The following is a 14,996-nucleotide window of genomic DNA, read 5'->3' as shown; positions in this document are numbered from 1 at the left end:
TTTAGCCGCGCTGGGCCAGGGACGGCCCATCGCGGCGACCCACGGAGCAATGCCGGAGAGAGGGCATGCCGAGCCCTAGCGAGGGACCGAGTGGTGGGGCAAAGCCTTTTGGTGCCTTTTTGCTGGGCCGGCACTCCGGCGCTTGAAAAAGGGACTCGCCGTAAGGGCGAAACCATAAGCGGCCGTTACCGCAGCAATGGATATGTACGCAGTCAACAAAACATAGGTCGGCTATAAGGCCGCCTTCGCGAGCAAGCCCGCTCCCACAGTTTGATTGGAGTACATCTGCGGGATACAGGTCGGCTGTCAGGCCGCCATCGCTGCGATGCGGCGACCCGACAAGCCAGCTCCCACAGGTTTTCATCCGATGCCCAAGCCACAGCAAAGCAGAAACGATCAAAGCTCGAACCGCAACTCCGGCCAGATCGGCGACGTGCCGCGCTTTTGCGACTCAAGAATGGCCCGACACAACGAACACAGGCGCTGGTCCTGGAACACCCGGCGATCGACGTTCGACCAACGCGGTTGAGCCGGCAGCAGGCTGCCGCACAGGGTCCGGTCCGCCGAGCCGCCCAGCTCCAGTTGTCGGGTCACCAGGTGTACCCGCACTTCCTGGCAGGCGAACAGATCCAGCTGTTCGTCAGGCTCGATCAGTTGATAGGCATAAAGTGACCAGGCAGAACGCGGCATCGGGGGCTCCAAATCGGGGGCGCCACCTTAGCCGAAAGCCCGCTCCTAGAAAAGTGTCATAACAGTGGTTTTAGCGTAGGCCAGACATTTTCCAGCAACTTGTCCTGAGCCCCGGCTGCCGGGTGAATGCCATCGGCCTGCATCAGGTCCGGATGACCGCCCACGCCGTCGAGGAAAAACGGCACCAACGGGATGTTTTTCTCATCGGCCAGGTTGCTGTAGACGTCGGCAAAGGCCTTGGTGTATCGAGCACCGTAATTGGGTGGCAATTGCATGCCGAGCAACAGCACCTTGGCGCCCGCGTCCTGCGACTGCTGAATCATCGACGCAAGATTTTGTTGCAATTGTGTTGGCAGCAAGCCACGCAGGCCGTCATTGCCCCCCAATTCGAGGATCACCAACTCAGGCTTATGCTCTGCAAGCAGCGCTGGCAGGCGTGCCTGGCCGCCGGCACTGGTGTCGCCGCTGATGGACGCATTGATCACCTTATCGTCGAAACCTTCGCGCTTGAGCCGCTGCTCGAGCAACGACACCCACCCCAAGCGGGTATCCAGTCCGAAACCGGCGCTGATACTATCGCCAACGATCAGGACTGTACCCGCCGCTGCGTTCTGGGCCATGCACATCAAGGCCAGGCCAGCACTCAAAAACCACACACGCATCGGATTCTCCATGGGCGCAAGCATTCTCACCGCGAAGAACCTTAGCAAAGTGGTTCCCAGCGCGGAAGGTGAACTGACCATCCTGCACCAACTCAGCCTGGAACTGAACAAGGGCGACAGCCTGGCCATCGTCGGCGCCTCCGGTTCGGGCAAGTCCACCCTCCTCGGCCTGCTCGCCGGCCTCGACTTGCCGAGCAGCGGCGAAGTCACCCTCGCCGGCCAGGACCTGAGCAACCTCGATGAAGATCAACGTGCGCGCATCCGCGCCGAACACGTGGGTTTCGTCTTCCAGTCATTCCAACTGCTCGACAGTCTCAACGCCCTGGAAAACGTCATGTTGCCGCTGGAGCTCGATGGCCGCCAGGACGCCCGTGGCCGCGCCACCGAGCTGTTGCAACGGGTCGGCCTGGGGCAACGCCTGACCCACTCGCCACGCCAGCTCTCCGGCGGTGAACAGCAGCGCGTGGCGATTGCCCGGGCGTTCGCGGCCGAACCCGACGTGCTGTTTGCCGACGAGCCCACCGGTAACCTCGACAGCCATACCGGCGAGCGCATCAGCGACCTGCTGTTCGAACTCAACCAGGAACGCGGCACGACCCTGGTGCTGGTGACCCATGATGAACGCCTGGCACACCGCTGCCGGCGCCTGATCCGCCTTGAAGCCGGCCTGCTGGTCGCCCCTCTGGAGCCTTGATGGCACGCCTGCCGCTGTTGCGCCTGTTCAGTCTCGCCCTCCGTCAACTGTTGCGCGATGCCCGCGCCGGTGAACTGCGCGTGCTGTTTTTTGCCCTCGTGGTCGCGGTAGCGGCCAGTACCGCCATCGGCTATTTCGGCGCGCGCCTGAATGGCGCGATGATGTTGCGCGCCACGGAGTTTCTCGGAGCCGACCTGCTGCTCGAAGGCAGCTCGCCAGCGCGCCCCGAGCAAGTAAGAAGCGGTACCGAGCTTGGCCTCGAACACGCCCGGGTGGTGGAGTTTTCCAGTGTTATCGCCACGGACAACGGCATACAGCTCTCCAGCATCAAGGCGGCAGACGACGTCTACCCACTGCGCGGGGAACTGAAAAGCGCCCCTGCGCCTTTCGCCCCGGAAGAATCCGGCGGCGGGCCGAAACCCGGTGAGGCCTGGGTCGAGGCGCGATTGCTGACGGCGCTGGACTTGAAGATCGGCGACAGCATCGATGTCGGCATGAAAACCCTGAAGCTGGCACGGGTACTGACCTACGAGCCCGACCGCGCCGGCAACTTCTACAGCCTGACACCCCGGGTGTTGATCAACCTCAGTGACCTGCAAGCCACTGGCGTGGTGCAACCTGGCAGCCGGGTCAGCTACCGCGAACTCTGGCGCGGCGATGCCTCGGCCCTGGAGACCTATCGCCAACTGATCAAGCCCGGCCTGGCCGCCAACCAGCGCATCCAGGATGCCCGCGACGGCAACCGGCAGATTGGCGGCGCACTGGGCAAGGCCGAGCGCTACCTGAACATGGCCAGCCTGGTGGCGGTATTGCTGGCCGGGGTGGCCGTAGCGTTGTCAGCGACGCGCTTCGCCACCCGCCGCTTCGATGCCAGCGCGCTGCTCCGCTGCCTTGGCCTGTCCCGCCGGGAAACCATGGTGCTGTTCAGCCTGCAGCTGACCATACTCGGCCTGCTCGCCAGCCTCATTGGCGCCGCCATCGGTTGGCTGGCGCAACTGGGACTGTTTGCCCTGCTGCATGATTTGTTGCCGACCGACGTGCCACCGGGCGGCCTGTTCCCGGCCATCGCCGGTATCGGCACCGGACTGGTGGCCCTGGCCGGTTTTGCCCTGCCACCGCTGGCGGCGCTGGGTCGGGTTCCACCCTTGCGCGTATTGCGTCGGGACATGCTGCCGATACCCTCCAGCACCTGGATGGTCTACGGCGCCGCATTGGGCGCCCTCGGGCTGATCATGTGGCGCCTGAGCCTGGACTTGCTACTGACCTTCGCCCTGCTCGGCGGCGGCGTGGTCGCGGCACTGATATTGGGTGGCTTGCTGTTGCTGCTATTGAAAAGCCTGCGACGCCTGCTGGCTCGTGCCTCCCTGCCGTGGCGCCTGGGGCTGGGCCAATTGCTGCGTCATCCGCTGGCAGCCGCAGGGCAGTCCCTGGCATTCGGTCTGATCCTGCTGTCGATGGCGTTGATCGCCCTGCTGCGCGGCGAGTTGCTGGACACCTGGCAGAACCAGCTGCCCAGGAACGCACCGAACTATTTTGCCCTGAACATCCTGCCCGCGGACAAGCAGGCGTTTACCGACCGCCTGATCTCGTTGTCGGCGCAATCGGCCCCCCTGTATCCGGTAGTCCCCGGAAGGCTGATCAGCATCAATGGCGAACCGGTGCAGCAAATCGTCACCAAGGAATCGGCAGGCGACCGGGCGATCCAGCGTGACCTGAGCCTGACCTGGGCGGCAGACCTGCCTGCGGGCAACAAGATCACCGCCGGTCATTGGTGGCCAGAGCAACCGCCGGATGATATCCCCGGCGTGTCGGTGGAGGGCAAGGTCGCCGAAAGCCTGAAGCTCAAGCTCGGCGACCATTTGGTCTTTACCGTCGGCGGGGCCAATCGCGAGGCGAAAGTCACCAGCCTGCGGGAGATCAACTGGGATAATTTCCAGCCGAACTTCTTCATGATTTTCCAGCCAGGCACCCTGAAGGATTTGCCCGCCACCTACCTGACCAGCTTCTATCTGGCGGCAGGGCATGACCAGCAGATCGTCGACCTGTCGCGCAGTTTTCCGGCGGTGACGATCCTGCAGGTCGAAGCGCTGCTGGCGCAATTGCGCAGCATCCTCGCCCAAGTCACCCTGGCTGTGGAATACGTGCTGTTGTTTGTCCTGGCGGCAGGGATGGCGGTGTTGTTTTCCGGCCTGCAGGCGACCCTGGACGAACGCATCCGCCAGGGTGCCCTGCTGCGCGCACTGGGGGCCGAACGGCAACTGCTGGTGAAGGCACGACGGATCGAGTTCGGGTTGCTTGGCGCGGTGAGCGGCCTGCTCGCGGCACTCGGTTCGGAAGTCGTCAGCCTGGTGCTCTACCGCTACGCCTTTGACCTGCCCTGGCATCCGCACCCATGGCTGCTGGTGCTGCCGCTGATCGGCGCCGTGCTGATCGGCGGTGCTGGTGTGTTCGGCACCCGGCGCGCCCTGAATGCCAGCCCCCTGACAGTCCTGCGCGAGGGTTGATAGACTCAAGCGCTCCTGATTCGAAGAAAAGTTGCCATGAGCCGTTATCGCCCTCCCCGTACCGCCGGAACCGCGCTGATCACCCCTGAAGGTGAAGCGCGGATGCGCGCCGAGTTTCATGAACTGTGGCACGTACGCCGCCCCCAGGTGACGCAAGCAGTCAGCGAAGCGGCAGCCCAGGGCGATCGTTCGGAAAACGCCGAATACACCTATGGCAAGAAAATGCTGCGCGAAATCGACAGTCGCGTGCGCTTCCTGACCAAACGCCTGGAAGCCCTCAAGGTCGTCAGCGAAAAGCCCAGCGATCCGAACAAAGTTTATTTTGGCGCTTGGGTCACGATTGAAGACGAGGATGGCAAGCAATCACGCTATCGCATCGTCGGACCGGATGAACTGGACCTGAAACAGGGCTTGATCAGCATCGACTCGCCCTTGGCCCGCGCCCTGATCGGCAAGGCCCTGGACGCCGAAGTACGGGTCCAGACACCGACGGGTGAGCAGTGTGTGTACATCGTCGAGATCGACTATCCCTGAGGCTTCAACGGGCCTCAGCGACGGGTAATCAGCCCTTGCCGGGCGACGCGGGTCAGTTGCCTGATCATTTCCGGGGCGTCTTCGACGCTTGGCGACTGAATCACTGCCAGGTCAAAACTGTCCGCGGCAAAGCGCGCCAGGGATTCACCGTCTTCGACAAACTGGATCAGGAAAGCTGCTGGCCCACCGGTACGACGTGGCCAACCATCGAGATAACGCAGGAGTGTCGGCTGATGTTTACCGCCAAGCAGGATTTTTGGATTGCGCTGGGTGAGATGTGCCGTGATCGGCGCGGGACGTACAACAGGGCTTAGTGCATTCATCGAGTCGTGTCTCAGCCTCAAAAAGTCTGCATGGCAGGTGAGAGGCAACACCGAACCAGCGCTTTAGCGGTATTTCGAAGCCTGCTTCAAGCTTCTGTCGGTAACTCAATGAGTTACCTGGCGCCCCGCAAGTAGCTGTTTAAATCGGCGCATGGGCAGCATCCTAGAGAAGCTGACCGGACAGTGTCAAGAATGACGCACAACAAAAAAAGCTCGTCCAATCAAGCGACGAGCCTCCTTTCGAACAAGCCTTAGCCCTGACAGGGACTGCATCACAGCCGATCGCGAGGGATCCCGCTGCGAATTCGCAGGATATCGGCAAGTACCGCCAGGGCGATTTCCGCCGGGGTCTTGCTGCCCAGGTTCAGCCCGATGGGCGCATGGATCCGCGCCAGTTGCGCTTCACCCAGCCCACCAATGCGCCGCAAGCGCTCGAAGCGCTTTTGCGAAGTCTGCAGTGATCCCATCACGCCGATGTAGAACGCGTCGGTACGCACCGCTTCCATCATCGCCAGGTCATCGATGCGCGGATCGTGGGTCAGCGCCACCACCGCCGTGTCGCTGTGGCAGCCCCCGTCGGCGATGAACACCGAGGGCAATTGACGACGAATCTCCACGTTATCCAGCACCACGCCTTCCAGCACTTCGTCCCGCGGATCGCAAAGAATCACCTCGAAGCCCAGGCCTATGGCGAACTCCGCGCAGGCCTGCGCGACACTGGAGTACCCGGCCAGCAACAGGCGCTGTGCCGCGCCGATGCGCAGCCTGACGCGATCAATCTCGCGCTCGACGCGCACACCCTGCTCGCGATCATCGAACAGACTGCGCACGCCGCTGGCCAGGTCGACTTCACGGATCAGCCGGCGCCGGCCCAATAGCGCCGACTCCAGCTCCCGCAGATGCGCCTGCACCTCACAGACAGGCTCAAGCTTTTCCACCAGCACATCGAGCACTCCACCGCAGGGCAGGCTGACCCGCGAGCGCGGGTCATCGCCTTCGCCGTAGCGCACGACGCTGACCGCTTGCTCGAATGCACCTTCGGCGACGCGTTCGAGGAAGTCCTCCTCGACACACCCACCGGACAGCGATCCGATCCACTGCCCGTCAGCATTCACCGCCAGCAACGAACCCGGCGCTCGAGGCGCCGAGCCGTAGGTGGCCAGTACGCTGCACAGCCACACACGCTGTCCGGCCGCCGACCATGCCAGCGCGCGCCGCACTACCTGCAGATCCAGATGCTGCATGTCAGTGCGCCTTGTGCTCGAGCGGCGGCGCGTCAGCCCGCAGCTTCTGCACATCGTTCAAGGCCAGGTCACCCGGTTGACCGCCCCACGCCTGGCGCAGGTAGTTCAACAGGTCCGCAAGCTGCTCGTCGGTGAGCTTTTGCGCGAAACCGGGCATGGGTTGCATGTGTTCGAAGCCGGCGAATTTCTGCTCGCCGATGCCATCGTCGATCACCCGAACCAGGTTGCGCGGATCTTCCAGGCGCAGGGTGGTATTGCCGCGCATGGCGACGGCAATATGCGGTTTGCCTTCGCCACCCGGCGCGTGGCAACCGGCACAGACGTTCAGGTAGTCCTGCCGACCGCGCTGTGCGCTGGCACTGAGCTGGTCCAGCGGGACGTCGGTCAAGACTTTCGCCGCTGGCGGCTGGTCGCCGAGGAGGAAGGTTGCCATCGCCGCCAGGTCCGGATCGCTGAGGCCCTGGGTACTGTTGTGGAACACCGGGAACATCTCGTTGAACATGGTGCCCTGGGCGCTCATGCCGTGCTTGAGGAACGAGCTCAGGTCCTGGTGATTCCAGCCACGGGCCGCCAGGTCAGTGGCCAAGAGACTTGGCGCCAGGTAGCCGTTGAGAATACCGCCGGTCATGCGTTTATCCTGCTGCATCGCACCCGGCAGACCGCGTGGGGTGTGGCATTCGCCACAGTGGCCGAGCACGTCGACCATGTACTGGCCGCGCTTCCAGGCTTCGCTTTTGCCTTCGGTCGGAGCCAGCTTCACGTCCTTGCCGTACATCATGTTCCAGCCCATCAGGCCCAGGCGCACGTTGAACGGAAAACTCAGGCTTGTGACCGGCGCGGCGCGCTCAATCGGCTCGACGGTTTTCAGGTAGGCGTGGATCGCGTCGGAATCCTCACGCGGCACCAGGTGATACGAGGTGTAGGGCATCGCCGGGTACAGGTTGGCGCCATCACGTCGCTTGCCTTCGGTGAGCGCCGCGAAGAATTCATCATCGCTGTACAAGCCGATGCCGTGCTCTTTGCTCGGGGTGATGTTGGTGCCGTAGATCGTACCGAACGGCGAGACGATCGGCAGGCCGCCTGCATAGGGCGCGCCACCCGGTGCGGTGTGGCAAGCCATGCAGTCAGCCGCGCGGGCGAGGTATTCGCCGCGCTTGACCTGATCATCCGCCTGCGCCAGCAACACGGGCGCAGCCAGGCCGACCGCCAGGGTCAGGCGGGTAAGTAATTGCTTCATGCTTAGCCCTCCTTGACCAGGCCGAGATCGGTCAGCACGTTACGCGTGGCGCTGTAGTAGCGCACGTATCCGGTGCAACGGCAGATGTGGTGACCGAGGCTGTCCTCGATGACTTTTTCCAGCTGGCTCTTGACGATCGGCTGACGCTGCAGCTTTTCCACCAGCACCGTCGCGGCATTCACGAAACCTGGCGCGCAGTAGCTGCACTGGAAGGCGAACTCATCGACGAAGCGCTGCTGGATCGGGTTCAACTCGGTGACCTTGCCCTCGTCGTCACGGGTCGCATGACCTTCGATGGTCCGAACTTTCTTGCCTTCGAAATAGTGTGCGCCGGTGATGCAGGTGCGCACTTCTTCACTGGTGCCGTCGGGGTTGTCGACGATCACCACGCAGGCGTGGCAAATGCCTTGGCCGCAGCCCAGGCGCGAGCCAGTGAGGTTCTTGTACTCGTGCAGGTAGTCGATCATCGGCAGGTCATCAGGGATGTCCACCGGGCCGACGGATTGACCGTTGAGGGTCAGTTGAAGCGGACGGTTAGCCATTGAGGGCCTCCTTGATGCGTGCAGAAGTGATAGGCAGGTCGCGGACACGTTTGCCAATGGCGTGGGCCACGGCGTTGCCAATGGCACCGACCACCGGGATCATCACCACCTCGGCGATGCCCTTGGACGGATCGCTCGGCGACAGCGGCGGCAGGATCTCCGCGGTCTGTTTCCACACCGCCACGTGCCGCGCCATCGGCAAGCGGTAACGGTTGAAGTTCCAGTCGCCCTCCCCCGGTCCGCCTTCGTACAGCGGCATTTCTTCCATCAGCGCGTGGCCGATACCCATGGCGATGCCACCTTCGACCTGGCCCTTGACCAACTCTTCCACCAGCACCCGACCGCACTCGACCCACGAGTGGTGATTGAGCACCGACACTTCGTTCGAACCCTTGTTCACCTTCACTTCCACCAGCGTCGCCACGGGGCTGTAGTAAGTCACCGCCGCGTTGTTCAACTGGGTTGGCGGATAGGCGATGTTCTGCCGATCCAGCAGATGGAAACCGGCGCTGCTCATCTGCGCTTTCTTCGCCTTCGGCGCACCGTCGCCGTACTTGACCGCCAGGCCATCGAGCGGCAAACGCTCACGCACACCGTCGATGCTGTACTCGGCCTCAGCCCAGCTCCAGCGGTTGAAGCCGTGCACCGTGGCACCGGTGACCAGGCCCCGTTCGTGGGCACGCTTGGCCAATACTGCGAACGGCAAGGGTTCCATGCCGTTGGCGGTGAGCTTGCCGTCGACCCAATGGGCGTCCTCGCGGCGCACCACGTAAGGGTTGGCCTGGCCGCCGTAGGGGCCTTGGCGCCAGATCTCCAGCGCCGCCGGCCACAGGCCGTGATTGAACAGCACGCGCGCCGCTTCACGGGTGGCATGGCTGAAGTAATAGGCGGAGTTGGTCGCCGACGACGCCGAAGCGACCTTGCCGACCCAGCGCGGGTTGCGCAGGAAGTTGTCCTGCTCGGCCTGGCTCATGATGTACGGGTTGCCGCCGCTGATTAGCTGCAACTCTTCCCATTCGGTTTCACCGGTCTTCACTTCGTGCGCCGGGCTGCCGAGGAAATCGGCCACTACCATCGCCTGCGAGGTGGACATGCCGGTACCGATTTCGATACCGATGTGGCGCAGGGTGATGCGACCGTCAACGGTGTATTCGATGCTGGCCATCGGCGCTTCGGAGCCGGTGCCGAAGTCTTTCTGGCAAATGGCGAAACCGACGCCATACCAGTGGTCCGGGTCCGCCGATTCGCGTTGTTGCTTGATCGCGAGACGGTTTTTCCAGACTTCGTTGACCGCGGCCTTGTCGAGAATCTCGTGCAGGCGCAGGGCACCGGCCGGGATCGCGCCCTGGGTGTTTTTCATGCCCGAACGCAGGGCGTTCTTGCGCCGCAGTTCAATGGCATCGACCCCGAGGCGATCGGCAATTTCATCGACCATCATTTCGGTGGCCGCCATGCTCTGCAACGTGCCGTAGCCGCGCATCGACCCGGCTTCCACCGCGCGCGAATGATAGGCGGTGACCTGCAGATCGTTCTGCGGCATGTAGTAGATCGACTGCGCCGCCGTGGCGCCTACTGCCGCTACCGACGGGCTGTAGTTGACCCGCCCGCCGCCGTCGACGCTCATCTCGGCGCGGAAGATCTTGAAGCTGTGGTCGGTCTTGTCCACCGCCAACTGATAGCGGATATCGAACGGGTGACGCTTGATGCCGCTCTGGAATTGCTCGTAGCGGTCGTTGGCCAGGCGTACCGGGACGCCGGCGCCGTACAACGCCGCCAAGGCCGCGTAGTAGACGAAAATGTTGTGGTCTTTCGAGCCGTAGCCGACGGTGTAGCCAGGGTGCATGTTCAGGTTCGCCAGGCCGAAACGCGACGGCGCGATCATCTTCGCGGTCTCGGTTGCGGTCTCCAGCGGGCACTGTGTCGCAACGACAAAGTGCAGGGTCTTGGTCACCGGGTCGTACCAGCCGTTGCCGTTGTCCGGTTCCATCGCCGCAGGTTCGATCGACGGGGTCTTGTAGCGCTCGTCGAACACCAGCCAGTTGTCTGGCGGCGTATCGATCTGCTGCTTCATGCGGTCGGCGTAGAACAGGCCGCGCTCGGTCAGGTTGCCGTGCAGGTTGGGCTGGGAATTCCACACCGGGCGACGGTTTTTCAGCATCGGAAACAGGATCGAGTCCTTGAGGCTGGCGAATTCGTCTTCGTCCGCCGAGGTAGCGCCGCCGACGCGCACGTAGCGAAAGCTGCCGTAGGGATCGCCCTCGTAGAACGGTACCTGGGCACCGTAACGAATTGCTTTGTCATTGAACTTGAGCTGAGCCTTGGCCTGGCGGAAACGTTCGAAGTCGTTCCAGATCAGGATCGCCACCGGGTGACCGATGAACATCGGCACCTTGCCGGCCGGCAACAGGGGGTCGGGGGCGTGCTCTTCGGGGAAGACGATGCCGTCCTTGACCAGGTCGTCGGCGGTGACGATGCGATCAGGCTGCAGGTCGGCACCAAGCCACGACAGGTCATAGCCGTCATAGATACGGTCGGCCTTGATGGTTTTCAGCAGCATGGCGTGGCCTTGCTGCTGCGGCCAGCCCGGCATGTCCTTGGCACGGATGTCGCGGGCAAAGACCTTGCTGCCGCAAACCTTGGACAAGGCATCGTTACGGGCCCGCGCCTTGCCGTTGTTACCAAGCCATTGCTCGGACGGCACGGTGACGCTGTTTTCCATCAAGGCTGCCAGCGCCTGACTGCTCAGCGGTGCAAGCGTCACGCTCACACCCGCCACCAGCCCGCCCTGAAGGAACGAGCGCCGGGATATTTCACGGTTGGACATGGATCATCCTATGGGCGGTCATGGAGGCCACCCTTCTGGTTATGTTCTGGAAATCTCGAGTCGTGCAGAAGCCCCTTTTGACGATGCAAGGGGCCGTGATGACAATGCGAAGCTGACCGAAAGGTTAACTTTAAAGGTTTATTCGCTCGCGTAAAACAAAAAACTGACCAGGAAATCAAAAAACCGCGACTTTTCGACGCAGCAGATCGATGAACACCCCCAGCTCCCGACTGATGTGCTCACCCTTGCGCAGCAGCAAGCCGAACGGAGCCAGTTGCACATCGAGCTCAACCGGTAGCGCCACCACCAGGCCCATTTTCAGGTAGTCGCGTAATGCGGTCTCCGACAGGACCATGATCGCGTCGGTCAGTTGAATCAGCTGCTGCATCGAATACACCGAGCTGCATTCGATGATGTCGGCCGGCAACGGCAAGGCCAGGCGCTGCAGGGCATGATCAAGACCAATACGCGCCGGGCTGGTTTCCGGTTGCAGGATCCACGGCCAGCCGCTGACCAGCTCCGCCATCTGCAGTTTCTTGCGCCGGGCCAACGGGTGGCCGGCATGCACCACCACCAGCAAGCGTTCGTTGCCCAGTTGTTCGAAAACGTAATGCTCGCTGTCGGTGGCGGCATTGCGCCGGGCGATGGCGAGGTCAATGCGGCCCTGCTCCAGCAATTGGATCACCTGGTCGCTGGTGTCGCCCATGATGCGAATGCGCAGCTGCGGGTTAAGCGCCTTGATCTCGGCAATCGAATCCATCACCAGGTCCGGCGCCGCGCCCATGATGGTACCGATCGAAAGATAGCCGTAACCGCCCTGTTGCCGCGCTATCAGATCCTCGGCGCAGCGGTCGAGGCCACTGAGGGCCGATTCGGCAAAGCGAACCAGCTCCTGGCCCAGCGCTGTCGGTCGCATGCCCCTGGGTAACCGCTCGAACAGGTCGCAACCGAACATGTCTTCGATTTCATGGAGCATACGGGTGGCAGCCGGTTGCGACATGTTCAGGCTTTGCGAGGCACGATGCAGGTTCTGGCTCGAATTGAGCGTCACCAGCATGTGCAGGTGCTTGTAGCGCAGGCGGTTGAGCAGACTGCGCGAGATGGTTGGCGTGGTCATGGAGGGCCTTGTTATCGATACCTTGAAGGTATCAGTTGTGAGCTAGATTCGATTTGTAACGCATCGATAAGCGGCCGTACAGTCTTCCCCATAAGAACAAATGCCCTACCAAAGGAAAACCGCGATGAAGACTCTACCCGCGCCCCTGCTCGCCAAGATTTCCTGGCGGCTGCTCCCGTTCCTCCTGCTGATGTACATCATGGCCTTCCTCGACCGCGCCAACGTCGGGTTCGCCAAGCAAGCCTTCCAGGCCGACACCAATATCAGCGACGCCGCCTTCGCCTTCGGTGCCGGGGTGTTCTTCGTCGGTTACGCGCTGCTCGAAGTGCCGAGCAACCTGATCCTGCACCGCGTCGGCGCCCGTCTGTGGATGTGCCGAATCATGGTCACCTGGGGCCTGGTCTCCGCGGCCATGGTCTTCGCTCACACTGAAACCAGCTTCTACATCCTGCGATTCCTGTTGGGCGTGGCCGAAGCCGGATTCTTCCCCGGCGTGATCCTGTACCTCACCTACTGGTTCCCCAGCGCCGTGCGCGGCAAGGCCATGGGATTTTTCTACTTCGGCGCGCCGCTGGCCTTCATCTTCGGCAGTCCGTTGTCCGGCCTGCTGCTGGAACTGGACGGCTTTGCCGGTTTCCACGGTTGGCAGTGGCTATTTGCCGTGGAAGGCCTGATGGCCACGGCGGTGGGCATCTGGGCCTACTTTTACCTGGACAATCGCCCGGCGGACGCCAAATGGTTGACCGTCGAGGAACGCCAACAAGTACAGAGCCTCCTCGACCAGGAAGACAGCCACAAACAGAACCACGGCCGCAGCCTGCTCAACGTGATCTGCCAGCCGTCGGTGCTGTACCTGTGCCTGATCTACCTGCTGATCCAGGCCAGCGTCTACGGCGTGGTGTTCTACCTGCCCACCCAGGTCGGCGGGTTGCTGGGCACCAAGGTCGGGCTGATGGTCGGGCTGGTCTCGGCGATTCCCTGGATTTGCGCACTGGTGGCGGCTTATCTGATTCCTGGCTACAGCGACCGCACCGGCGAACGCCGCCGCACTGCCAGCCTGACCCTGCTGATGGCCGCCGCCGGTATCGCCTGCTCGGTAACCTTCAGCAGTCCGTTCCTCGGCATCGTCGCCCTGTGCTTCGCCGCATCCGGTTTCATCGCCGTGCAACCGGTGTTCTGGACCTTCCCTTCCAGCTACCTCGCTGGTAGCGCCGCGGCGGCCGGGATCGCCCTGATCAACTCGTTCGGCGCCCTCGGCGGCTTCATCGCCCCGGTGCTGAAGAACTGGGCCGAAGGCGCCTTCCACTCTCCGGCAGCCGGCCTGTACCTGCTGTCCGCTACTACCGTCATCGCCGCGTTGCTGGTGCTGGGCGTGCGTTCGCCCGGCCATGAAGCTTCGAATAAACCGGCCACTGTTTAAACCTGAGGAGTCACACCATGGGCATTCCAACCATCAAACACGTACGCGCTTTCACCCTGCGAGGCGGTGGCGCGGATTATCACGATCAGGCGGACGGCCACTGGATCGACGATCACATTGCCACGCCAATGAGCAAATATCCGGAGTACCGCCAAAGCCGCCGCACCTTTGGCATTAACGTACTCGGCACCCTGGTGGTGGAGATTGAAGCCAGCGACGGCACTGTCGGTTTCGCCGTGACCACGGGCGGCGAACCGGCTGCCTACATCGTCGAGAAACACCTGGCGCGGTTCCTCGAGGGCGCGAAAGTCACCGACATCGAAAAGATCTGGGACCAGATGTACCAATCGACCCTGTATTACGGGCGCAAGGGCATCGTGATCAATACGATCTCCGGCGTCGACCTGGCGCTGTGGGACTTGCTCGGCAAGATCCGCCAGGAACCGGTGCACCAGTTGCTCGGCGGTGCGGTACGCGATGAATTGCAGTTCTACGCCACCGGCGCCCGCCCGGACCTGGCCCAGAAAATGGGCTTCATCGGCGGCAAGATGCCGTTGCACCACGGCCCGGCCGAAGGCGAGGAAGGCCTGCGCAAGAACCTCGAAGAACTGGCGACCATGCGCGAACGGGTCGGCCCGGATTTCTGGTTGATGCTCGACTGCTGGATGAGCCTGGACCTCAACTACGCCACCAAACTGGCGGTCGGCGCCCACGAACACGGCTTGAAGTGGATCGAAGAAGCCCTTCCGCCAGACGATTACTGGGGCTACGCCGCCCTGCGCAACAACGTGCCCAAAGGCATGCTGGTGACCACCGGCGAACACGAAGCAACCCGCTGGGGCTTCCGCATGCTGCTGGAGATGGGTTGCTGCGACATCATCCAGCCGGATGTCGGCTGGTGCGGCGGCCTCACCGAACTGGTGAAGATCTCGGCCCTGGCCGACGCCCACAATGCCTTGGTCATTCCCCACGGCTCGTCGGTGTACAGCTATCACTTCGTTGCCACCCGGCATAACAGCCCGTTCGCCGAATTCCTGATGATGGCGCCCAAGGCGGACGAAGTGGTGCCGATGTTCCATCCGCAATTGCTCGGCGAACCGGTACCGGTCAACGGGCGCATGCGCCTGTCGGCACTCGACCAGCCCGGATTCGGCGTGACCCTCAACCCGGAATGCCAACTGCATCGGCCGTATAGCCGCTGAGCC

Annotated in this window: 13 protein-coding genes; 5 read left to right on the top strand and 8 right to left on the bottom strand. The window is 62.7% G+C overall.

Translation table 11 applies throughout. The annotated features are described in order from the left end of the window. Positions 1-396: 396 nt before the first annotated feature. A complete protein-coding gene (locus AC1Q8Q_RS22960; protein WP_008055299.1) occupies positions 397-690 on the bottom strand; it encodes a hypothetical protein in 294 nt (97 codons plus the stop codon). 56 nt (positions 691-746) lie between these two features. Further along, a complete protein-coding gene (locus AC1Q8Q_RS22955; protein WP_020795463.1) occupies positions 747-1,352 on the bottom strand; it encodes an arylesterase in 606 nt (201 codons plus the stop codon). A gap of 10 nt (positions 1,353-1,362) precedes the next feature. Between AC1Q8Q_RS22955 and AC1Q8Q_RS22950 the strand changes: the two genes are divergently transcribed. The 3 genes from AC1Q8Q_RS22950 to greB are packed head-to-tail and all read left to right on the top strand — an operon-like array spanning position 1,363 to position 5,084. Beyond that, the gene (locus AC1Q8Q_RS22950; protein WP_020795464.1) at positions 1,363-2,046 is read left to right on the top strand and encodes an ABC transporter ATP-binding protein; all 684 of its coding nucleotides are present in this window, start codon (positions 1,363-1,365) and stop codon (positions 2,044-2,046) included. Continuing rightward, the gene (locus AC1Q8Q_RS22945) at positions 2,046-4,550 is read left to right on the top strand and encodes an ABC transporter permease (RefSeq protein ID WP_020795465.1); all 2,505 of its coding nucleotides are present in this window, start codon (positions 2,046-2,048) and stop codon (positions 4,548-4,550) included. The genes AC1Q8Q_RS22950 and AC1Q8Q_RS22945 overlap by 1 nt, the downstream gene beginning before the upstream one ends. 36 nt (positions 4,551-4,586) lie before the next feature. After that, a complete protein-coding gene (greB, locus tag AC1Q8Q_RS22940) occupies positions 4,587-5,084 on the top strand; it encodes a transcription elongation factor GreB (RefSeq protein ID WP_020795466.1) in 498 nt (165 codons plus the stop codon). A gap of 14 nt (positions 5,085-5,098) precedes the next feature. Here greB and AC1Q8Q_RS22935 read toward each other — a convergent pair whose 3' ends face one another. The 6 genes from AC1Q8Q_RS22935 to AC1Q8Q_RS22910 form a co-directional block, all read right to left on the bottom strand. After that, entirely contained in the window at positions 5,099-5,407 is a 309-nt protein-coding gene (locus tag AC1Q8Q_RS22935; protein ID WP_020795467.1) for a hypothetical protein, read from the bottom strand. A gap of 272 nt (positions 5,408-5,679) precedes the next feature. Further along, positions 5,680-6,651 carry an XdhC family protein gene (locus AC1Q8Q_RS22930; RefSeq protein ID WP_033042444.1) on the bottom strand — a complete coding sequence of 324 codons (972 nt, stop codon included), beginning with the start codon at positions 6,649-6,651 and terminating at the stop codon, positions 5,680-5,682. 1 nt (position 6,652) lies between these two features. Beyond that, positions 6,653-7,888 (bottom strand): c-type cytochrome, encoded by a 1,236-nt coding sequence (locus AC1Q8Q_RS22925; protein WP_020795469.1) that lies wholly within the window; start codon positions 7,886-7,888, stop codon positions 6,653-6,655. Between the two features lie 2 nt (positions 7,889-7,890). After that, entirely contained in the window at positions 7,891-8,430 is a 540-nt protein-coding gene (locus AC1Q8Q_RS22920; protein ID WP_020795470.1) for a (2Fe-2S)-binding protein, read from the bottom strand. Next, positions 8,423-11,254, bottom strand: a complete 2,832-nt coding sequence (locus AC1Q8Q_RS22915; protein ID WP_168758616.1) for a xanthine dehydrogenase family protein molybdopterin-binding subunit — start codon at positions 11,252-11,254, stop codon at positions 8,423-8,425. The genes AC1Q8Q_RS22920 and AC1Q8Q_RS22915 overlap by 8 nt, the downstream gene beginning before the upstream one ends. A 175-nt stretch (positions 11,255-11,429) precedes the next feature. After that, positions 11,430-12,371 carry a LysR family transcriptional regulator gene (locus tag AC1Q8Q_RS22910; RefSeq protein ID WP_492615523.1) on the bottom strand — a complete coding sequence of 314 codons (942 nt, stop codon included), beginning with the start codon at positions 12,369-12,371 and terminating at the stop codon, positions 11,430-11,432. A 124-nt stretch (positions 12,372-12,495) separates the two neighbouring features. Here AC1Q8Q_RS22910 and AC1Q8Q_RS22905 point away from each other — a divergent pair, with 124 nt between their 5' ends. Beyond that, the gene (locus tag AC1Q8Q_RS22905) at positions 12,496-13,791 is read left to right on the top strand and encodes an MFS transporter (protein ID WP_020795473.1); all 1,296 of its coding nucleotides are present in this window, start codon (positions 12,496-12,498) and stop codon (positions 13,789-13,791) included. 17 nt (positions 13,792-13,808) lie between these two features. Then, on the top strand, positions 13,809-14,993 hold the full coding sequence (gene rhmD / locus AC1Q8Q_RS22900) for an L-rhamnonate dehydratase (protein ID WP_020795474.1): 1,185 nt from the start codon (positions 13,809-13,811) through the stop codon (positions 14,991-14,993). Positions 14,994-14,996: the final 3 nt, after the last annotated feature.

It is taken from the genome of Pseudomonas sp. GW823-FHT06B06 (genome assembly GCF_058795195.1).
The sequence above is the reverse complement of the archived record's forward strand: the minus strand, read 5'-3'. Positions and strand labels throughout refer to the sequence as shown.